The 19,531-nt window shown below is 68.7% G+C and carries 17 protein-coding genes and 1 pseudogene; 7 read left to right on the top strand and 11 right to left on the bottom strand.

The features are described 5' to 3' along the window. On the bottom strand, positions 1-1,254 hold a 1,254-nt coding region (locus Mterra_RS09005; protein WP_119314899.1), incomplete at its 3' end, for a tetratricopeptide repeat protein. A 79-nt stretch (positions 1,255-1,333) separates the two neighbouring features. Here Mterra_RS09005 and Mterra_RS09000 point away from each other — a divergent pair. Beyond that, positions 1,334-2,338 carry an ABC transporter ATP-binding protein gene (locus Mterra_RS09000; protein WP_119314898.1) on the top strand — a complete coding sequence of 335 codons (1,005 nt, stop codon included), beginning with the start codon at positions 1,334-1,336 and terminating at the stop codon, positions 2,336-2,338. Between the two features lie 121 nt (positions 2,339-2,459). Continuing rightward, positions 2,460-4,061, top strand: a complete 1,602-nt coding sequence (locus tag Mterra_RS08995; RefSeq protein WP_119314897.1) for an FAD-dependent oxidoreductase — start codon at positions 2,460-2,462, stop codon at positions 4,059-4,061. A gap of 225 nt (positions 4,062-4,286) precedes the next feature. Here the strand turns inward: Mterra_RS08995 and Mterra_RS08990 are convergent, their stop codons facing one another. After that, on the bottom strand, positions 4,287-4,901 hold the full coding sequence (locus Mterra_RS08990; protein ID WP_119314896.1) for a hypothetical protein: 615 nt from the start codon (positions 4,899-4,901) through the stop codon (positions 4,287-4,289). Positions 4,902-5,127: 226 nt separating this feature from the next. Here Mterra_RS08990 and Mterra_RS08985 point away from each other — a divergent pair, with 226 nt between their 5' ends. Then, a complete protein-coding gene (locus Mterra_RS08985) occupies positions 5,128-5,907 on the top strand; it encodes an ABC transporter permease (protein WP_119314895.1) in 780 nt (259 codons plus the stop codon). A gap of 43 nt (positions 5,908-5,950) precedes the next feature. After that, positions 5,951-6,586 carry a pyridoxamine 5'-phosphate oxidase gene (gene pdxH / locus Mterra_RS08980; protein ID WP_119314894.1) on the top strand — a complete coding sequence of 212 codons (636 nt, stop codon included), beginning with the start codon at positions 5,951-5,953 and terminating at the stop codon, positions 6,584-6,586. On the opposite strand, the gene Mterra_RS08975 is transcribed toward pdxH, so the two are convergent. Next, a complete protein-coding gene (locus tag Mterra_RS08975; protein WP_119314893.1) occupies positions 6,575-7,576 on the bottom strand; it encodes a phosphotransferase enzyme family protein in 1,002 nt (333 codons plus the stop codon). The two genes, pdxH and Mterra_RS08975, sit on opposite strands and share 12 nt — an antisense overlap. A 64-nt stretch (positions 7,577-7,640) precedes the next feature. Between Mterra_RS08975 and Mterra_RS08970 the strand changes: the two genes are divergently transcribed. Continuing rightward, positions 7,641-8,420 (top strand): ABC transporter permease, encoded by a 780-nt coding sequence (locus Mterra_RS08970; RefSeq protein ID WP_119314892.1) that lies wholly within the window; start codon positions 7,641-7,643, stop codon positions 8,418-8,420. A 414-nt stretch (positions 8,421-8,834) separates the two neighbouring features. Here Mterra_RS08970 and Mterra_RS08965 read toward each other — a convergent pair whose 3' ends face one another. The 8 genes and pseudogenes from Mterra_RS08965 to Mterra_RS08935 form a co-directional block, all read right to left on the bottom strand. Continuing rightward, on the bottom strand, positions 8,835-9,548 hold the full coding sequence (locus tag Mterra_RS08965) for an ABC transporter ATP-binding protein (RefSeq protein WP_119314891.1): 714 nt from the start codon (positions 9,546-9,548) through the stop codon (positions 8,835-8,837). Further along, positions 9,545-9,688: an ABC transporter ATP-binding protein C-terminal domain-containing protein gene (locus Mterra_RS23645; RefSeq protein ID WP_420804473.1), complete on the bottom strand. Its 144-nt coding sequence runs from the start codon at positions 9,686-9,688 to the stop codon at positions 9,545-9,547. Before Mterra_RS23645 ends, Mterra_RS08965 begins: the two co-directional genes overlap by 4 nt. A 120-nt stretch (positions 9,689-9,808) precedes the next feature. Then, positions 9,809-10,267, bottom strand: a pseudogene (locus tag Mterra_RS23640) (ABC transporter ATP-binding protein); the annotation flags it as partial. An 80-nt stretch (positions 10,268-10,347) separates the two neighbouring features. Continuing rightward, positions 10,348-11,721, bottom strand: coding sequence for a branched-chain amino acid ABC transporter permease (locus Mterra_RS08955; protein ID WP_170159612.1), 1,374 nt, complete (start codon positions 11,719-11,721; stop codon positions 10,348-10,350). Next, complete coding sequence (locus Mterra_RS08950) at positions 11,718-12,680, bottom strand: branched-chain amino acid ABC transporter permease (RefSeq protein WP_119314900.1); 963 nt, start codon at positions 12,678-12,680, stop codon at positions 11,718-11,720. The genes Mterra_RS08955 and Mterra_RS08950 overlap by 4 nt, the downstream gene beginning before the upstream one ends. A gap of 358 nt (positions 12,681-13,038) precedes the next feature. Next, complete coding sequence (locus Mterra_RS08945) at positions 13,039-14,202, bottom strand: branched-chain amino acid ABC transporter substrate-binding protein (RefSeq protein WP_119314889.1); 1,164 nt, start codon at positions 14,200-14,202, stop codon at positions 13,039-13,041. A 203-nt stretch (positions 14,203-14,405) separates the two neighbouring features. Then, the gene (locus Mterra_RS08940; protein WP_119314888.1) at positions 14,406-15,740 is read right to left on the bottom strand and encodes a glutamine synthetase family protein; all 1,335 of its coding nucleotides are present in this window, start codon (positions 15,738-15,740) and stop codon (positions 14,406-14,408) included. 154 nt (positions 15,741-15,894) lie between these two features. Continuing rightward, positions 15,895-17,007, bottom strand: a complete 1,113-nt coding sequence (locus Mterra_RS08935; RefSeq protein WP_119314887.1) for a PQQ-dependent sugar dehydrogenase — start codon at positions 17,005-17,007, stop codon at positions 15,895-15,897. A gap of 115 nt (positions 17,008-17,122) precedes the next feature. On the opposite strand from Mterra_RS08935, the gene Mterra_RS08930 reads away from it, so the two are divergent. Together Mterra_RS08930 and Mterra_RS08925 are read left to right on the top strand one after the other, a co-directional pair. Next, positions 17,123-18,781, top strand: coding sequence for a bifunctional metallophosphatase/5'-nucleotidase (locus Mterra_RS08930; RefSeq protein ID WP_119314886.1), 1,659 nt, complete (start codon positions 17,123-17,125; stop codon positions 18,779-18,781). 123 nt (positions 18,782-18,904) lie between these two features. Further along, complete coding sequence (locus Mterra_RS08925) at positions 18,905-19,369, top strand: DoxX family membrane protein (protein WP_170159611.1); 465 nt, start codon at positions 18,905-18,907, stop codon at positions 19,367-19,369. Positions 19,370-19,531 lie beyond the last annotated feature (162 nt).

Below are 19,531 nucleotides of genomic sequence, written 5' to 3'. Positions count from 1 at the left end.
GGCCAGGGGGTGGCGGGGGTGGGCCTCGAGGAAGGCGCGGTAGTGGCCCTTGGCCTCCTCCAGCAGCCCCACCCGCTCGGCCAGGAAGCCCATCCAGTAGGCTGCGCGGCTGTCGCCCGTGGCGGCGAGGTCCTCCAGGGCGAGCCGGTAGACCTCCTCGCGGTCGCTCTCGAGGGCGCGGGTGTAGGCCTCGCGGGCTCCAAGCAGGTCGCCGTAGAGCGCCCGCACCAGGCCCAGGTTGTACAGCGCGGTGGGGTCGGGGCCGGCGCCCAGGCGCAGCGACTGCAGGCTCGCCTGCAGCGAGCGGGCCCGGTCGCCCTTGAGGTAGAAGGCCCAGCCCAGGTTGGTCCAGGCCATGCGGCTGCCGGGCAGCAGCTCGAGGGCCCGCGCGAAGGCCCGGGCGGCCTCGTCGGGCCGGCCCTCGTCGAGGGCGGCGAAGGCGCGCTGTTCCCAGCCGTAGGGGATCTGGGGGGCGTGCTCGCTGAGCCCCCGGGCCGCCGCCCGCCAGGCGGGGTCCTCGAGCGCCTGCAGCACCATCACGGCGGCGACGCGCTCGAGGGCGTCGCCCTGCGCGAGCTTGCGGGCCTGGGCCAGGGCCAGCGCCTTGCGGCCCTCCTGGAGGTCGAACATCGCCCGGTAGGCCGGCAGGGGCTTCCCCGCGTTGAGCGAGGTCCAGAACTCGACGAGCGGCTTGGGCAGGGGCTCGAGGCTCCCCTTCAGCTCCCCGCCCTCGGTGAGCGCCAGCGCCGCCTCGTACTGGGCTTTGGGCGCGGGGAAGCGGGTCACGCCCTGGAGCTCCCCCTGGGCCAGCCTGGCGAGGTCGGCCTCCTGGCGCGGGTCGGGCCGGAAGGCCCCCGGCTCGAGCCCCAGGCGGGCGCCCAGCCAGCGCAGGGCCAGCAGCGGCTCGGTGAAGCGGGCCCGGGCCACCTCCTTGGGCGTGGCGAGGAAGAGCACCAGCTCGCCCCCCTCCCCCCTCCTGCCCGCCAGCACCCAGCCGGCGCGGGTGCTCTCGAGCGCCAGCCGCGCCCCGCCCGGGGTGTACAGGCTGCCGGTCACCCGCTCGTAGCTGCCCTCCCAGGGCAGGTCCGGGAGCAGCACGGCCGCCAGCGAGGGCGGCGCCACCCCCAGGCTCTGGGCGAAGGCCTGGGCGGTGGCGTGCCCGCCCGGCCCCTCGAACGGCAGCACCAGCCCCTTCGCCCACGACGGGGCCCACCCCACCAGGATCAGCAGCCACAAGGCCAAACCGCGCGACATGGCCCCATGCTAATACCCCGCGCCGCCAACACAGTGACGGAGGTCCCGCCGCCGCGCTTCTCCCGGTAGACTGTTTGGAGTGGCCGTAATCACCGCGCGCAACCTGGTCAAGCGCTACCCGGTGGCCCTCAAGGAACCGGGCCTGCGCGGCACCCTCCAGCACTTCTTCCGCCGCAAGTACCGCCAGGTGGAGGCGGTGCGCGGCGTGAGCTTCAGCCTCGAGCCCGGCGAGGTCGTGGGCTTTTTGGGCCCCAACGGCGCGGGCAAGACCACCACGCTCAAGCTCCTGACCGGGCTGATCCACCCCAGCGGGGGCGAGGTGCGGGTCGCGGGCTTCGAGCCCTTCCGCCGCGAAGCAGCCTTCCTGCGCCAGGTCACGCTGGTGATGGGCAACAAGCAGCAGCTCATCTGGGACCTGCCCGCCTGGGACTCCTTCCGCGTCAACGGCGCGGTCTACGAGATCCCCGACGCCGAGCTCAGGCGGCGCGTGGGCGAGCTCGCGGAATTGCTGGGCCTGCAGGAGAAGCTCACCCAGCCCGTGCGCAAGCTCTCGCTGGGCGAGCGCATGAAGGCCGAGCTGCTGGCGGCCTTGCTGCACCAGCCTAGGGTGCTCTTCCTCGACGAGCCCACCCTGGGCCTCGACGTCAACGCCCAGACCTCGGTGCGCGAGTTCCTGCGCGAGTACAACCGCCGCTACGGGGCCACCATCCTGCTCACCAGCCACTACATGGCCGACATCACCGCGCTGTGCGAGCGGGTGGTCATGATCCACCAGGGCCGCCTGATCTACGACGGGGGGCTGTCGGGGCTGCTGGGGCGCTTCGCCCCTTACCGCGAGGTGGTGCTCAAGCTCAACCGCGCCCTGCCCCGGCCCGAGCTCGAGCGCTACGGCGAGGTGCGCGAGGCGCAGGGCCTGGAGGCCCGCCTGCTGCTGCGCCGCGAGAACTTAGTGGGCGCGGTGGCCCAGATGTTGCGTGAGCTGCCGGTGGAGGACCTCGAGGTGCGCGAGCCCCCGGTGGAGGAGGTCATCTCGCAGGTCTTCGCCCAGGGCGAGGTGGTGCCGGGGTCGAACGAAAGGAAGTGAAAGGCTGGAAGGGGGACGGTTCGGACGGCCGATCGGCGCAGCAGCCTGGCCCGTGCAGGGTAATTCGTCCCCCTTTCACCAGGGAACGGAAATCTTTCGCAAGCCACGGTAAGATGTGGCGATGAACCGGGCAGCGGCCATCGAACGGCTCGAGCGGGAAAACTTCGACTTCTTGGTGATCGGCGGCGGGGCCACGGGCAGCGGGGTGGCGCTGGAGGCGGCGAGCCGGGGCCTGAAGGTGGCGCTGGTGGAGCGCTACGACTTCTCCGAGGGCACCTCCAGCCGCAGCACCAAGCTCATCCACGGGGGGGTGCGCTACCTCGAGCTCGCCGTCAAGAACCTCGACCGCGTGCAGCTCAACCTCGTGCGCGACGCTTTGCACGAGCGGTCCACGCTGCTGCGCATCGCGCCGCACCTCTCGCGCCCGCTGTGGCTGCTGACCCCGCTGTATAAGGCGTGGGAGGCGCCGTACTACTGGTTCGGCCTCAAGCTCTACGACCTGCTCGCCGGGAAGGGGCGGCTCGAGATGTCGCGCTACCTCACCGCCCGCCAGACCCTCGAGGCCTTCCCCGAGATCCGCAGCAGCGGCCTGGTGGGCTCGGTGGCCTACCAGGACGGGCAATTCGACGACGCCCGCTTCAACGTCGCGCTGGCCCTCACGGCGGCCGAGCAGGGCGCGGCGGTGCTCAACCAGGCCGAGGTGACGGCGCTGCTCAAGCAAGACGGCAGGCTCCGGGGCGCGGTGGTGCGCGACCGGCTCAGCGGGCGGGAGCTCGAGGTCGGCGCCCGCGTGGTGGTCAACGCCACCGGCCCCTTCGGCGACGCCGTCCGCCGCCTCGACGACCCCGACGCCCCTCCCCTGCTCAAGGTCTCCTCGGGCGTTCACATCGTCCTGGACGGCAAGTACAGCCCCCCCGAGACCGGCTTGCTGATCCCCAAGACCGAAGACGGCCGCGTGGTGTTCGTGCTGCCCTGGCTGGGCCACACCCTGGTGGGCACCACCGACGACCCGGCCCAGCTCAGCGACCACCCCGGCGCGAGCGAGGGCGAGATCGCCTACATCCTGCGCCAGGTGGAGCCCTACCTGGGCCGCATCCCCCGCGAGGAGGTGCGCGCCGCGTGGTCGGGGCTGCGCCCGCTGGTCTCGCGCCCCGAGGCCGACACCGCCAGGCTGGCCCGCGACCACCTCATCCAGCAGAGCCCCTCTGGCCTGCTGACCCTCACCGGCGGCAAGTGGACCACCTACCGCAAGATGGCCGTGGACCTGGTGGCCTACGCCGCCCGCGTGCACGGCCTCGAGGTGCCCCCCAGCCGCACCGACCGCCTGCCCCTGGTGGGCGCCGAAGGACTGGACGTGTACGGCGGGGCGCTGCTGCTCGAGCGCACCTACGGCGTGGACCCCGCCACCGCCGCCCACCTCCACCGCACCTACGGCTCGAGGGCTTCACGGGTGCTCGAGCTCGCCCAGGGCCAGGCTGCCCGGCTGGTGGAGGGCCACCCCTACCTCGAGGCCGAGGTCCGCTACGCCGTGCGCCACGAGATGGCCCTCACCCCCCTGGACTTCCTCGCCCGCCGCACCCGCCTGGCCTTCCTCGACCGCGAAGCCGCCGAGCAGGCCCTCCCCCGCGTGACCGAGCTCATGGCCCAGGAACTCGGCTGGGACAGCGCGGCCTCGAGCCGGCAGCGGGAGCAGGCGCTGGGGATGTTGGCTAGTGCCATTTGATGGTGGGGTGCCGGTAGCCGATAGCCCATAGCTGGACGCCGGGCGGGCGTCGTACGTCCTGCGCCCGGCGTCGTACGTCGTACGCAAAACGCAAGACGCAAGACGCCCCTTCTTCGCCCCCCTTAGCAAGGGGGGCAGGGGGGATATTCCTTACCCCGCGCGGGGAGGGGTTTAGCACGAGCCACTAGCCTCCCGCTGGCGGCTGACGGCTGCCCGCTTCCCCCCTCACGACCCCCAGAACTCCGGCCCGAAGGGGTTCTGCTGCGGGCTGATCAGCACGCTCACCACGATCACGAGTGCTGTGATGATCACGGCCCAGCGGGCGTTGTTGGCGTAGGCCCCGGCGACTTGCAGGCCGACGTAGCTCGAGAACACCTGCGCGAGCATCACCAGCGGCACGCCCAGGCGGAACGCGAGGTAGCCGGGGCTGCTGACGAGATGGCGGTAATTCTCGTCGAAGGTGATGAGCGAGGCCTTGCGGTCGGGGTCGAGCGGCCAGGTGATGGGAACGGGCAAAAGCCACGCCCACAGCAGCATGAGCGCGGCGAAGGCCAGGAGCAGGCGGCTGCTGTGGGCGAAGACCGCGAAGGGCTTGTTGTCGAAGCCCGCGACGAACATGAAGACGAGCGGCACCCAGGCGAAGGTGACCACCCGCGCCAGGAATTCGCCGAAGACCTGGCGGAAAACCTCGCCCTGCCCACCCGGCAGAGCCAGGTAAAACTGCCGCGTCATCAGCCCGAAGGCGAGGGCCTCGAGCACGCACGCCCCCAGCACCACCAGCCAGGGAATGCCCGGCCGCGCCAGAGCCCTGGCGTAATAATTCCGGATCCATTGCCGCATGGGCCTAATGATAGTTCCTCAAGGGCAAAACCGCTGTCCACCGACGAGTGGAGGGACGCAAGCACCCCCGGGCTGCGTCGAGGGTGCAGGGCCGAGGGCCAAGGCGTCTTGCGTTTTGCGTCTTGCGTTTGGCGTACGACGTACGACGCCGGGCGCAGGACGCACGACCCGCGCCCGGCTATCCCCCCTCGACACCCCACCCCCCCTCGACGATACGATGACCCCAATGACGCGCAAACTCAAAGCCCTCCTCCAGGCCCAGATCGCGCTGATGCTCGAGTACCGCGCCGAGGTGTTCTTGTGGGCGCTGGCGACGGCGCTGCCCCTGATCCTGATGGGCGTGTGGACGCAGGCCGCCGAGGGCGGGGGCTTCGCGCTGAGCCCGCAGGAGATGGCCCGCTACTTCCTGTGCGTGTTCGTCGTGCGGCAGCTCAGCGTGGTGTGGGTGATCTGGGAGTTCGAGCAGGACGTGGTGCAGGGGCGGCTGTCCTTCAAGCTGCTGCGGCCCATCGACCCTTACTGGGAGCACCTGATGGCCCACCTGGCCGAGCGGATCACCCGCTTTCCCTTCGCGGTCGTGCTGGTGGCGCTGTTCCTGCTGATCTACCCCCCGGCCCGCTTCGTGCCGGGGTGGGGCGACCTGCTGCTGGGGATCTTCACGGCGCTCGCCGCGTTCATGCTGCGCTTTTTGATGCAGTACACCTTCGCGCTCTTGTCCTTCTGGATCGAGCGGGCCGCCGCCGTCGAGGAGGGCTGGTTCATTCTCTACCTCTTCCTCTCGGGCCTCATCGCCCCGCTGGACGTGTTCCCCGAGGCCGTGCGGCAGATCGCCTTCCTCACGCCCTTCCCTTACCTGGTCTACTTCCCCGCCTCCATCCTGGCGGGCATCCCGGTCAGCCTGGTTCAGGGATTCGTGGTGCTGGGCGCGTGGGGGGTGGTTTTCCTGGCCCTCAACCGCTGGCTGTGGCGCAGGGGCCTCAAGCAGTTCTCGGGGATGGGGGCTTAGCGCGGGGAAAATCGTACCCGTGCCGGGCGGTAAATTGCCTCTCGTGGACATCGAGAGATTGCGCTACGAGTACACCAAGGGCAGCCTCGAGCTCTCCGACCTCTCCCAAGACCCCTTCGTCCAGTTCGGGCAGTGGCTCGAGGCCGCCCTCGACGCCCGGCTCAAGGAGCCCCACGGCATGACCCTCTCCACGGTCGGGCCCGACGGGCGCCCCAGCAGCCGGGTGGTGCTGCTGCGCGGCCACTCCCCGGCGGGGCTGGTGTTTTACACCAACTACCGCAGCCGCAAGGGGCGCGACCTGGAGCACAACCCCTACGCCGCCCTGAACTTCTGGTGGCCCGAGCTCGAGCGCCAGGTTCGGGTCGAGGGGCGGGTGCACCGGCTGGAGCCCGAGCTCTCCGACGCCTACTTCGCCAGCCGCCCCTACGAGAGCCAGGCCGGCTCGGCCAGCAGCCCGCAGAGCGAGCCCATCCCCTCGCGCGAGTGGCTCATGGAGCGCATCGCCGAGCTCACGCGCCGGCACCCCGAGCGCATCCCCCGGCCCGAGCACTGGGGCGGCTACCGCCTCGAGCCCGACTACTTCGAGTTCTGGCAGGGCCGCAAGAACCGCCTGCACGACCGCTTCGCCTACCGCCTCGAGCCCGGCGAGGGCTGGCGGATCGGGCGTCTAGCGCCCTAGGTGCTCGCGCAGGCGGGCCTCGGTGCGCTCGAGGAAGGCCGGCGCGGCCTTGCGCCACTGGGGGTTGGGCGAGACCGTCACCAGGTTGGCGAGCTGGATGGCCCGCCCGGTGATGAGGGTCTCGACCTGGCCGGCCTCGGTCTCGGGCCACTCCCCCGCCCGGCGGTAGCCGCGCTCGAGCGCCGCCCGCAGCGCGGGGTACTCGGGGTGGCGGCTCAGGTAGTACAGCGTGATCCCGATGTCCTGCACGGGGAAGCCCAGCGCGCAGTCGTCGAAGTCGAGCACCGCCAGCCGGCCCTGGCCGAGCTTGAGGTTGCCCTGGTGCAGGTCGGCGTGGAGCACGATGGGCTCCCCCGAGGCCCACAGCCGCTCCAGGGTTTCCCGCACGCGCCCCAGGCCCTCCTCGAACAGGCGCCGCCGCTCGGGCGGCATCCACTGGCGGTGCTCGGGCTCGAACAGCGCGAAGGGGGCGAGGTGGAAGCGCGACCAGTCCAGCCGCTCGAGCTCGGCGCCCGCCGGCAGCGCGAAGGAGCGGGCGTGCCGGTGCAGCCGGGCGGTGATCTCCCCGAGCTGCTCGAGGTTTTCGCTCGTGAGCCGCTCGGCCAGCAGCGGGCCGCTCAGCCAGCCGAAGAGGGCGCAGTGGCGCGGCTCGGGCACGCCGGGGGCGCAGGCGGTGGTGACGAGCTCGCCCGCGCGGTTGGGCACCGGGCTCGGGACCTGGAGGCCGGTGTCGCGGCGCAGGGCGGCCAGCCAGGCCATCTCGGCCCGGATCTGCTCGAGCCGGCGCACCCCGGGCAGGTTGACCCGCAGCACGTAGCGCCGCCCGTCGGCGGCCCAGACCCGGAAGATGGTGTTGTAGCTGTGCTGGAGCAGGGCGAGGCGGCGCACCTGGAGGTCGTAGTGCTCGAGGGCGGCCTGGGCCAGCCGGCGCAGGCGCAGGACCTGCGCCCGGTGGGAGAGCCGGGCGAAGGCGGAGTCGGGCGGGGTCATCGGCCTCCAGCTTGGAGAGCCTCAGCCCGAAATTCAACGCCCCCGATGGAGTAGACTGCGGCCGATGCGCTATCTGCGGGTGCTCAGGCGGTTCTGGGGCAGCGCCATCGCGGCCGAGCTGGAGTACCGGGGGAACTTCTTCCTGGCGACGCTCTCGGCTATCGGGCTGCTGGTGGGGAGCGTGTTCAGCCTCTCGCTGCTGTACCAGGGCGGCTACCGCCCGGGGGGGTGGCGGCTCGAGGAGGCCCTGCTGGTGCTGGGCGCCTTCACCACGCTGCAAGGGCTGGCCGGGACGCTCTTCCAGCCCAACCTCAACCGCATCGTGCAGCAGGTGCAGCAGGGCACCCTCGACTTCGTGCTGCTCAAGCCGGTGGATAGCCAGTTCTGGCTCTCCACCCGCATGTTCTCGCCCTGGGGCCTGCCCGACGCGCTGTTCGGGCTGGGCGTGTGGCTCTACGCCGGGTTCCGGCTGGGCTTCGGGCCTTTGGAGCACCTCGCCGGCCTGGCCTTCCTGGCGGTCGCGGGCCTCATCCTCTACGCGCTGTGGTTCATCCTGGGCACCACCAGCATCTGGTTCGTCAAGGTGGGCAACACCACCGAGGTGCTGCGCTCGCTGCTCGAGGCCGGCCGCTACCCCATCCAGGCCTTCCCCGCGATGTACCGCCTCTTCTTCAGCTTCGTGGTCCCGGTGGCCTTCCTCACCACCGTGCCCGCCGAGGCCGCCCTGGGCCGGGCCAGCCTGAACACCCTGCTGGTCGCGCTGGGCCTGATGCTGGGCCTGTTCGCCTTCTCGCGCTTCTTCTGGCGGCTGGCGCTGCGGAGTTACACGTCGGCCTCGAGCTGAGCCGGGGATGTCGATAGTCGAGCGTCAAACGCCGAACGCTGAACGCGGATAGCCGATAGCTAGATGTCTGAAGCCGGCGATTAGGAATAGCTACCCGATTCGGTCCGTTCGTCACCGAACGGTGACGCCGCCCCGCCAAGGCGGGGCGGCCGGCCGAAGTTATCCGCGTAGCGGAGGGCGATACCGCCCCTCGGGAGGGAGACGCTTTCTTCGCCGACCGTCAGGGAGGGGTGGGCTCTGGGATTCAAAAAGATAACCTCTGGGATCTTTGGATTTGGATGATTATCTTTTTGAATCCGGTAAGCGTCCTCTTGTGCTCTCGGTCTCGAGAAAGCGGGCCTGGGCGCGGGGGTCAAAAGCCCAAGGGGCGGCCCCGCGGGGTCGCCCCTCAGCTATCAGCTATCGGCAGCCTCGTTAGTGACCGCCCAGGTAGGCCGCCTGCACTTCGGGCTTGGCGGCGAGGTCGGCGGCGGGGCCGCTGAGGGTGAGCTCGCCGGTCTGCAGCACGTAGCCGCGGTGGGCGATCTGCAGGGCGATGCGGGCGTTCTGCTCGACGAGCAGGATGGTCTTGCCGGACCTGTTGAGGTTCTGGATGGTCTCGAAGATGAAGTCCACGAGCACGGGGGCGAGGCCCATGCTGGGCTCGTCCATCAGCAGGAGCTTGGGGTCTTGCATCAGCGCGCGGGCGATGGCCAGCATCTGCTGCTCGCCGCCCGAGAGGGTGCCGCCCTTCTGGGCACGGCGCTCGTAGAGGCGGGGGAAGAGCTGGAAGCCGACCTGCTTGCGCTCCTCGACCAGCTTTTTATCGCTGAGCAGGTAGGCGCCGATCTCGAGGTTCTCCTCCACCGTCAGGCGCGGGAAGATGCGCCGCCCCTCGGGGACGTGGCCGATGCCCATCGAGACGATCTGCTCGGCGGGCACACGCTGGATGGGCTTGCCCTGGTAGAGCACCTCGCCGCTTCGGGGCTTGACCATGCCGCTGATGGTGCGCAGCGTGGTGCTCTTGCCCGCCCCGTTGGCCCCGATCAGGGTCACGATCTCCCCTTCCTTGACCGTGAGCGAGATGCCCTTGAGGGCGTGGATGTGGCCGTAGTAGGTGTGGATGTTCTTCAGCTCGAGCAGGCTCATGCGCGCCCTCCTGCCTGGCCGGCGGCCCCCTTGCCCAGGTAGGCCTCGATCACGCGGGTGTTGGTGCGGATCTCGGCGGGCAGCCCCTCGGCGATCTTGGAGCCGTACTCGAGCACGGCGATGCGGTCGGAGATGCTCATGACCATGCTCATGTCGTGCTCGATGAGCACGATCGTGAGCCCCAGCTCCTTGCGCAGGCGGCGCACGTCCTCCTTGAGCCGGTCGGTCTCCTGCGGGTTCATGCCCGCGGCGGGCTCGTCGAGGAAGAGCAGCTTGGGCTCTAGGGCCAGCGCCCGGGCGATCTCCAGGCGGCGCTGCTCGCCGTAGGGCAGGCTGGTGGCGAGCTCGCCCGCGCGGCGGGCCAAGCCCATGTAGTCGAGCAGCTCCATCGCCCGCTCCTTGGCGCGGCGCTCGGCCTCGAGGTGGCGCGGGGTGCGCAGCATGGCGTCGAGGTAGCTGCTGTGGGTGTGGATGTGGTGCCCGATGAGCACGTTCTCCAGCACGGTCATCGCGGCGAAGAGGCGGATGTTCTGGAAGGTGCGGCCGATGCCCTGCGCCGCGACCTTGTCGGGCGACATCCCGGTGATGTCCTTGCCGAAGAAGCGCACGCTCCCCTCGTCGGGCTCGTAGATGCCGGTGAGCAGGTTGAAGAAGGTGGTCTTCCCCGCCCCGTTGGGCCCGATCACCGAGAAGATCTCGCCCGGGCGGACGGTGAGGCTGACGTCGTTGACCGCCTTCAGCCCGCCGAAGCTCTTGGAGACGGACTGCACCTCGAGGGCGCTGGCGACTGCGGTGGCGCTCATCGCTGGGCCTCCTTGGCTTCCTCGATCTCGAGCTGGTGGCGGCGCTCGGGGATGAGCCCCTGGGGCCGGAAGATCATCATCAGCACCAGGATCACCCCGAACACCAGCCGCTCGTACTTGGCCGGCTCGACCTGGTTGGGCAGGTTGAGCACCCCGGCCTGGCGGAGGTTGTTGAGGTACTCGGAGAAGCTTTTGAGGACGTCGGTATTGATGGCCGTGAGAGCGGCGGCGCCCAGGATCACCCCGGGGATGCTGCCCATGCCCCCCAGCACCACCATGCCCAGGATGGTGATCGAGGCCAGCAGCGTGAAGGACTCGGGGCTGACGAAGGTGCGCTGGGCGGCGAAGATCACGCCCATGGCCCCGGAGAAGGCCGCGCCGGTGGCGAAGGCGAGCAGCTTGGTGCCCAGCATGGGAATGCCCATGGCCTTGGCCGCGGTCTCGTCCTCGCGGATGGCGATCCAGGCCCGGCCGAAGCGCGAGTTGCCCAGGTTGATGTTGACCAGAACCACGATGCCGATGACTGCGAGCACCAGCAGGTAGAAGAAGAACTGGTAGTCGGTGCGGGCGTCGAGCTCGACGCCGATGCTGCCCATGAGGTTGTGGAACCAGCCGATGTCCGGGCGCGAGACCGGCGTGATGCCCTGCGGGCCGTTGGTGAAGTTGACCGGGTGGTCGAGGTTGTTCGCCAGCACGCGCACCACCTCGCCCAGCCCCAGCGTCACGATCGCCAGGTAGTCCCCGCGCAGGCGCAGGGCGGGCAGGCCGATGAGCAGGCCGGTGATGGCGGTGGTGATGATGGCGAGGGCCATGAAGAGGTAGAAGTAGTTGCCGGGGAGGGGGAAGCTGCCGGAGAGGAAGTTCGCCGCCTGCGGCGAGCCGAAGATGGCCCAGGTGTACGCCCCGATGGCGAAGAAGGCCGCGTAGCCCAGGTCGAGCAGCCCGGCCATCCCCACCACCACGTTGAGGCCCAGCGCCATGGCCGCGTAGATGCCGATCTGGATGCCGAGCTCGAGGAAGAAGGTGTTGCTAAACCCGGCGATGGGCACCGAGATCAGCAGCACGGCCACGCCGAGCAGGCCTTTGATCCAGCGCGGTATCCCGGGGATGGTGATGAGGGCGACGAGCACGGCCACCAGGCCGTAGAACAGGATGGACACCCGGGGCACCTGGGACAGCGCCAGCGTAAAGCCCAGGGCCAGCAGGGCCAGCGAGCTCGCGCGCACGGCCGTGGCGGGCCTGAGGTAGGCCGTCAGCGCCACCCCGGCGAGGCCCAGGAAACCCGCCAGGGCCCCAGGGGTCAGCCACAATAGCGCCAGCGAGAGCCCCGCCACCCCCAACACGACGACGTTGGCTGTTTGGCGGCTCATACCTTCTCCTTGACCACCTGACCCAGCAGACCCTGCGGGCGGAACAGCAGCAGCAGGATCAGGATCAGGAAGGCGATGACGTCCTTGTACTCGGTGCCGAAGTTACCCCCGGTGAGCGTGGGCAGGTAGGTGCCCGCCAGGGTCTCCATCTGCCCCAGCACCAGCCCTCCCAGCATCGCCCCCGTGATGTTACCGATCCCCCCGAGCACGGCGGCGGTGAAGGCCTTGAGGCCCGGCAGGAAGCCCACGTAGGGGTCGATGGTGCTGTACTGCACGGCGAACAGCACCCCGGCCACCCCGCCCAGCGACCCGCCGATGAGGAAGGTGCGGGAGATGATCACGTCGGGGTTGATGCCCATCAGCCGGGCGGTGCTCATGTCCTGCGCCACGGCGCGGATGGCGGTGCCCAGCTTGGTGCGGTTGACGAGGTAGTTCAGCCCCACGAGCATCAGCAGCGATACCAGGATCAGGATGAGGGCTTTGTACTGGATGAAGACGGTCAAGAAGGTGAAGTTGCCGTCGAGGGGCGGGATCAGGCGCATCTGGAGCTTGAACTCGTTGTGCCAGATGCCCTCCACCAGGCGCACCAGGTCCTGCAGGACGAAGGAGACGCCGATGGCCGTGATGAGGGGGACCAGCCGGTTGGTGGTCCCGCGGGCGCGCAGCGGGCGGTAGGCCAGCCGCTCCACGATCATCGCCATCGTGCCGGAGATGATGGCCCCCAGGATCAGCGCGAGCACCAGGACCGCGATGCCGTTGGGGATCACCGGGGCGAGGTAGCGGAAGACCTCCACCCCCACCACCGCGCCGATCATGAAGATCTCCGAGTGGGCAAAGTTGATCAGCTCGAGCACACCGTAGACCATGGTGTAACCCAGGGCGATCATGGCGTAAACAAACCCCAGCAGCAATCCGTCGAAGATCACCTGGGGCAGCAGGGCTAAGAGTCCTTCGAGCAAAACGAGCCTCCTTTTGAGCAGCACTGTCAGGTGTGGGTAAACTCCCCTAAAGAATATACACGGGCAGGGAAAGTTCTTACCCGCACATGACAGTTCAGGCCTTTCACGGTTGTCCCTCTCCTTGGTGACGTGGCAAAGTGTAAGCCGAGCCCGCGCCGACGAAAAGCTGGATTCTAAGGCTTGCAGCGGCCTATTTTACTCTTTTTAAGACGAAAAGGGGGGCACGCTTAAAGGGTTAAGGTGGGTCTCCGCTCGCCCCGATTGCCTGGAGCACCTCCGGCCAGACCGGCCTACATGCATTTTGTACCACGTCAATAAAAGGGGGTGGCCCGAGGGCCACCCTTTAGCTTTTGAAGGTTTAGCGCGGTGCGGCGACCGAAACCTTCTTCACCAGCTTCTGCTCGGCGTACTTGCCGCTCTCGAGGTGGATGACGAAGTAGTCGGCCACCTTGATGTCGCCCTTAGAGTTGAAGGAGATCTTGCCGGTCAGGCCGTCGAGGTTCACCAGGCGCACGCGCTGGGAGACGAGCTGGCGGCTGGGCTTCTTGCCGCCGCCCTGCTTGATGGCGGTCTCGATGGCGTTGAGGATGACGTTGGCCGAGTCGTAGGCGTAGACGCCGAAGCCTTCGGCGTTCTTGCCGAACTTGGCGCGGAAGTCCTGGGCGAACTTGGCCGCCTTGGGGAACTCGCTGATGGGGCCGGCGACGGTGGTGAAGTAGGTGCCCTTGGCCGCTTCGGCGCCGGCCAGGCGCTCGTACTCGCTGGCGTCGAGGCCGTCGCCGCCCATGATGGGGGCGCGGATGCCGCGCTCGCGGAGCTGCTTGGCGAAGGGGCCCACCTGGTCGTAGATGCCGCCGAAGTAGATCAGGTCGGGACGGAAGGCCTGGATCTGGGTGATGAGGGTGGCGAAGTTGCTCTTCTCCTCGGTGCCCACGAAGGCGTTGTTGGGGATCTCGGCGCCGAGCGCCTGGGCCCGCTTGCGGAAGTTCTCGGCCAGGCCCTGCCCGTAGGCGGTCTTGTCGTGGAGCACGAAGATGCGCTTGGCCTTGAGGTCGTTGACGGCGAACTCGGCGCCCGCCGGGCCCTGCACGTCGTCACGGCCGCAGATGCGGTTGACGTTGGACAGCCCGCGGTCGGTGACGCGGGGGTTGGTGTTGGCCGGGGAGACCATCACCAGGTTGACGCGGGCGTACACCTCGGACGAGGGGATGGCTACGCCCGAGTTCAGGTGGCCCACCACGCCCAGGATGTCCGGGTCGTTGATGATGCGGTTGGCGTTGGCCACGCCGGTGTCAGGGTTGGCCTGGTCGTCGTAGGGGGCCAGCTCGAGCCGGAAGCCCAAGCGCTGGAAGCGGGCCTGGGCCTCTTCCACCGCAAGCTGGGCACCCAGCTTGATCTGTTCACCCAGCGCAGCCTGGCCGCCCGAGAGCGGGGATTGCGTGGCGATCTTGATCACGTTGGACTGAGCCGAAGCCAGCCCCAGGGCAAGGACGCCCAAAGCGACGATGCCGACTTTCTTCATCCGATCCTCCTGATTCCACGCCAATAGCGGCGACTTGGTTGAACCGTACTGGCGAGGCCATTCTACACAGGCTCATTGCGTTCTTGTCAACGAGATTGTAACTACAGCAACAACTTATACCCCATCCCACGCTCCCGGTCAACAACCGGCCGGTGGAGGCACAGGGGGTTTGTGGGCGCGGCGGGCGGGCTCCCCGGAGGGGGTCAGTACTCAGCGAGGTACTGCTCGAGCTCCCACTGGTGCACCGAGCTGCGGTAGGAGTTCCACTCCACCTGCTTGGCCCGCAGGAACTGCTTGTAAAGGTGCTCGCCCAGCGCCTCGCGGATCACCTCGTCCTTCTGCAGGGCCTCGAGCGCCTCGCGCAGCGTGCCGGGCAATTCGCTCACCTTGTGCTTGCGCCGGTCGCGCACCGAGAGCTGGTAGATGTTGCGCTCGATGGGGGGCGGGGGGAGCTCTCGTTTCTTGATGCCGTCGATCCCGGCGGCCAGGATCACCGCCAGCGCGAGGTAGGGGTTGCAGGAGGGGTCGGGGGCGCGGAACTCGGCCCGCGTGCCCAGCCCCCGCCGGGCCGGCACCCGGATCATGGCCGAGCGGTTGGAGTCCGACCAGGCGATGGAGGTGGGGGCCTCGTAGCCGGGGGTGAGGCGCTTGTAGGAGTTGACCAGCGGGTTGGTGATGGCCACCATGCCCTCGGCGTGCTCCAGGAGCCCCTGGATGAAGTACAGCGCCACCTCGGAGAGCTTGTTCTCGCCCTCGGGGTCGTAGAAGGCGTTCGCCCCGCCCTTGAACAGCGACAGGTGCATGTGCAGCCCCGAGCCGTTGATCCCGGCGATGGGCTTGGGCATGAAGGTGGCGTGGAGCCCGTACTTGAGCGCGACCTTCTTCACCACGAACTTGAAGGTGGTGATGTTGTCGGCCGTGCGCAGGGCGCCGGAGTACTTGAAGTCGATCTCGTGCTGGCCCGGGGCCACCTCGTGGTGCGAGGCCTCGATCTCGAAGCCCATCTGCACAAGCACGTTGACCATCTCCCGCCGCGCCTCCTCGCCCTTGTCGAGGGGGGCGAGGTCGAAGTAGCCCGCCCGGTCGTGGGTGACGGTGCTGGGGTCGCCCTCGGGCGTGCGGGTGAAGAGGAAGAACTCCGGCTCGGGCCCGGCGTAGAGGTCGTCGAAGCCCATCCGGCGCAGGCGCTCGAGCTGCGCCTTGAGCACCTGGCGGGGGTCGCCCTCGAAGGGCCGCCCGTCGGGGTAGGCGATGTCGCAGATCAGGCGGGCCACCCGGCCCTGGTGGGTGCTCTCGAGCTCCTCGGGGAACACCAAAAAGGTCGAGTAGTCGGGCTTCAGGAGCATGTCCGCCTCCTCGCTGCGGGTGAAGCCCTCGATGGTCGAGCCGTCGAACATCACCTCCCCGTCGAGGGCTTTCTCGAACTGGGAAGCGGGGAGCTCGACGTTCTTGTTGATGCCCAGGATGTCGGTGAACTGCAGCCGCAGGAACCGCACCTCCTGTTCACGCAGAATTTGCAGGATGTCCGCTTTCGTCATGACAGGCTACAGCATAGCGGGGTCGTACGTCGTACGTCCTACGTCGTACGCAAAAAGCCAAACGCGAGACGCGAGACGCCTCGGCCCTTAGCCCTCGACAAACCACGGGCCAGACGCCGCCAGCCTTCCGCTGACGGCTGGCCGCCGACCGATCCTACCTGAGCCCGATCCGGTACACCGTGCCCCGGTGGTCGAGCAGGTACAGCTCACCGTCGGCGTCCTCGCCGAAGGAGCTGATGCCGTAGCCGGTTTCGATGGTCTGGCGGACCGCCCACTTGCCCCCTTGCTCCGTGGCGACCCAGACGCGGCCCGAGCAGTAGTCGCCGTAGATGTAGGCGCCCCGGAGGCTGGGCATCGCCTTGCCGCGGTAGCGGTAGCCGCCGGTGACCGAGCAGCCCTGGGAGTGGTTGTACTCGAGCACCGGCAGCACCAGGTTGCCGTTGTTGCAGTTATTGCCGGGGTTGAAGCAGGCGCTGGCCTCCATCAGGCGCCAGCCGTAGTTGAGGCCGCCCTTGCCCTTGGGCTCGAGGTTGATCTCCTCCCACTGGTTCTGGCCCACGTCGGCGATCCACATGTCGCCGGTCTCGCGGTCGAAGCTGAAGCGCCAGGGGTTGCGCCAGCCGTACGACCAGATCTCCGGGCGGGCCCCCTGGCGGCCGGCGAAGGGGTTGCCGGCGGGGATGGCGTAGGGCCGCCCGCCCTCCTCCTTGTTCACGTCGATGCGCAGGATCTTGCCCAGCAGGGTGTTGAGGCTCTGCCCGGCGTTGAGGGGGTCGCCCCCGCTGCCCCCGTCGCCCATGCCGATGTAGAGGTAGCCGTCGGGGCCGAAGGCCAGTTGGCCCCCGTTGTGGTTGGCGTAGGGCTGCTCGATGGTGAGGATCACCTTGGCCGAGGCGGGGTCGGCGCGGCTGCCGCCCTCGGCGACCTTGTAGCGGGCGACCACCGTGGCCCCGTCGGGGCTGCGGGTGTAGTTGACGAAGAAGAAGCCGTTGTTCCGGAAGTCGGGGTGGAACACCAGGCTCAGCAGGCCCCGCTCCCCGCAGCAGGAGATGCGGCCGCTGAGGTCGAGGAAGGGCTCGGGGCGCAGCCGGCCGCCCTGGACCACCCGCACCTTGCCGGTCTGCTCGGTGATGAAGAGCCTTCCCGAGCCGTCGGGGGCGTAGGTGAGGAAGGTGGGGCGCTCGAGGTCGGTAGCCACGGGGGTAAAGGTCAAATTCTGTGCCTGGGCCAGCCCCAATACCAGCAACACGAACATTAGCTTTGGCATGTACCCAGTTTAGGCAGTTGTGCCCCTCCGTCAGCGCAGTGGTCTACAATCCTAGCCGCCGCCCTGATCCACACTTGACGCCCGGCCCTTTATGATTGGGCAAGGAGGAAAAAGCATGAAACGCAGAGACGTACTCAAGGCCGGATTGGCTACGGGCATTGCCGCCGCGGGCCTGGGGCGGGCCCAGGGCGGCGGGGTCTTCCGCATGACCATCATCCACACCAACGACACCCACGCCCGCATCGAGCCCGTCGAGCTAACCCTCAACGGCCAGAAGGCCAAGGTGGGCGGCGTGGCGCGGCGCATCCGCCTGTACGACCAGTTGCGCTCGAGCGAGCCCAACCCGCTGTTCCTGCACGCGGGCGACGTGTTCCAGGGCACCCTCTACTTCACCCAGTACCGCGGCCTGGCCGACCGCTACTTCATGCACCGCGAGGGCGTGCGGGTGATGGCCCTGGGCAACCACGAGTTCGACCTCGGCCCCGACGCCCTGGCGGCCTTCCTCGACGGGGCGCGCTTCCCCGTGCTGGGCGCCAACGTGGACGTGAGCAAGGAGCCCAAGCTCTCCAAGGTGCAGCCCTACACCGTCGTGCGCGTGGGGGGCCAGAACGTCGGCATCGTGGGCCTCACCACCCCCGACACCGCCATCATCGCCAACCCCGGCCCCACCGTCTCCTTCACCGACCCCGTGGCGGCGGCGCAGAAGTCGATCAACGAGCTGCTGGCGCGCGGCGTGAACAAGATCGTCATCCTCTCCCACCTGGGCTACCTCGCCGACCTCGAGCTCGGCAAGAAGATCGTGGGCGCGCAGGTCATCGTGGGCGGGCACAGCCACACCCTGCTGGGCACCTTCGAGGCCAAGGAGCTCCAGCCCGCCGGGCCCTACCCCACCCTCGTCAAGAACCCCGAGGGCCGCGACGTGCTGGTGGTGCAGGCGTGGGAGTGGGGCAAGGTGGTGGGCAAGCTCAACCTCGAGTTCGACGACAAGGGCCTGCTGGTGGGGCACAAGGGCGAGGCCATCCTGGTCACCGACCAGAAGTTCCGCGAGGACGCCTACGCCGCCGAGGCCGTGCGCGTGTACTCCCTGCCCATCGCCGCGCTCAACGCGCAGGTGGTGGCCCAGACCCGCAACAACCTCAACGGCGACCGCACCGTGGTGCGCAAGCGCGAGAGCGCCCTCTCCAACCTCATCGCCGACGGCATGCTGTGGAAGACCAAGGGGGCTAACACCCAGATCGCGCTGCAGAACGGCGGCGGCGTGCGGGCGACCATCCCCGCCGGCCCCATCACCGTGGGCAAGATCTACGAGGTGCTGCCCTTCGGCAACACCCTGGTGGTCATGGACCTCACCGGGGCCGAGGTGATCGCCGCGCTCGAGAACGGCGTCTCGCAGTGGGAGCAGGGCGCCGGGCGCTTCGTCTCGGGCGTGGGCGGGCTGCGCTACACCTTCGACCTCGCCAAGCCCGCGGGCAGCCGCGTGACCAAGGTCGAGGTGCTCAAGGGCGGCCAGTACGCGCCCATCGACCCCGCCGCCACCTACCGCGCGGTGGTCAACAACTTCATCGCCGCCGGCGGCGACGGCTTCGAGAGCCTCAAGAACGCCAAGGGTGCGCGCTACGACACCGGCTTCAGCGACGCCGAGGCCTTCCTCGAGTACGTGCGCAGCCTGGGCACCGTGGACGTGAAGGAGGACGGGCGCATCACCATCGTCAACGAGCCCAAGGCCGGCCTCGAGCCCGCCCCCTACCAGCCGGACCGCTTCGCGCTGGCTTGAAGCCCACGACAGATCCAGGGTCCGGGGTCGGAGCCCCGGACTTTACTTTTCTGAGCAATATGGAAAGCATGATTAATGATCGCTCACTACAGCTCGTTTTTAGGCTGTGACACAATCAGCTTCATGTCGGCACGCCTCATCGCCTACGTCCAGTTCCAGCGCACCCGGGCCGTTTCCCCGGAGGAAATACGCTCCCGCCTGATCGCCAAGGGCTGGCCCCTGCAGGAGATCGAGTCGGCGCTGCGCCTCACCGAGCCCGACCCTAAGCCCACCCCCGACAACCCCACCGGCCTGTGGATGGCGACCTCCCACCCCCTGCACTGGGTCTTCCGCCTGGGTTTCGCCAGCATCTTCCTGGTCAACAGCCTCACCGCCCTGCTCGACCCTGCGGCCTTCCTCAAGCTCATGGAGCGCAGCTTCCTGCGCCTGCTGCCGCTGCCGCTGGAGCCCATGGTCTGGCTCATCGCCGTTAACGACCTGCTCACGGGCGTGCTGGTGCTGCTGGGCTGGAAACGGCGCTACGTGTACACCTGGGCCGGGGTGTGGCTGCTGGCGGCGACGTGGGTGAAGCTGAGCACGTTGGTGTAAGCCGAGGGTCGATAGCCGATAGCCCATAGCCGGGCGCGGGTCGTATGTCCTACGTCGTACGCCGGACGCATTAGCCCTAGACCCTAGACACCGGCAGGAGGGCCAGGGTGGGTCGCCACGGGTCACGAGCCACGCGTCCGCCACCCCCGTTCCCCCTCTCCC

The sequence above is a fragment of the Calidithermus terrae genome, assembly GCF_003574345.1.
Lineage (GTDB): Bacteria > Deinococcota > Deinococci > Deinococcales > Thermaceae > Calidithermus > Calidithermus chliarophilus.
This window is presented reverse-complemented; position numbering and strand designations above follow the sequence as displayed.

Excerpts from the sequence above, each read along its gene's own strand:
- Mterra_RS08995 (WP_119314897.1), top strand. The coding sequence starts at position 2,460 with ATGAACCGGGCAGCGGCCATCGAACGGCTCGAGCGGGAAAACTTCGAC.
- Mterra_RS08990 (WP_119314896.1), bottom strand. The coding sequence starts at position 4,901 with ATGCGGCAATGGATCCGGAATTATTACGCCAGGGCTCTGGCGCGGCCG.
- Mterra_RS08985 (WP_119314895.1), top strand. The coding sequence starts at position 5,128 with ATGACGCGCAAACTCAAAGCCCTCCTCCAGGCCCAGATCGCGCTGATG.
- Mterra_RS08975 (WP_119314893.1), bottom strand. The coding sequence starts at position 7,576 with ATGACCCCGCCCGACTCCGCCTTCGCCCGGCTCTCCCACCGGGCGCAG.
- Mterra_RS08970 (WP_119314892.1), top strand. The coding sequence starts at position 7,641 with ATGCGCTATCTGCGGGTGCTCAGGCGGTTCTGGGGCAGCGCCATCGCG.
- Mterra_RS08965 (WP_119314891.1), bottom strand. The coding sequence starts at position 9,548 with ATGAGCCTGCTCGAGCTGAAGAACATCCACACCTACTACGGCCACATC.
- Mterra_RS23645 (WP_420804473.1), bottom strand. The coding sequence starts at position 9,688 with ATGAGCATCTCCGACCGCATCGCCGTGCTCGAGTACGGCTCCAAGATC.
- Mterra_RS08955 (WP_170159612.1), bottom strand. The coding sequence starts at position 11,721 with ATGAGCCGCCAAACAGCCAACGTCGTCGTGTTGGGGGTGGCGGGGCTC.
- Mterra_RS08945 (WP_119314889.1), bottom strand. The coding sequence starts at position 14,202 with ATGAAGAAAGTCGGCATCGTCGCTTTGGGCGTCCTTGCCCTGGGGCTG.
- Mterra_RS08940 (WP_119314888.1), bottom strand. The coding sequence starts at position 15,740 with ATGACGAAAGCGGACATCCTGCAAATTCTGCGTGAACAGGAGGTGCGG.
- Mterra_RS08935 (WP_119314887.1), bottom strand. The coding sequence starts at position 17,007 with ATGCCAAAGCTAATGTTCGTGTTGCTGGTATTGGGGCTGGCCCAGGCA.
- Mterra_RS08930 (WP_119314886.1), top strand. The coding sequence starts at position 17,123 with ATGAAACGCAGAGACGTACTCAAGGCCGGATTGGCTACGGGCATTGCC.
- Mterra_RS08925 (WP_170159611.1), top strand. The coding sequence starts at position 18,905 with ATGTCGGCACGCCTCATCGCCTACGTCCAGTTCCAGCGCACCCGGGCC.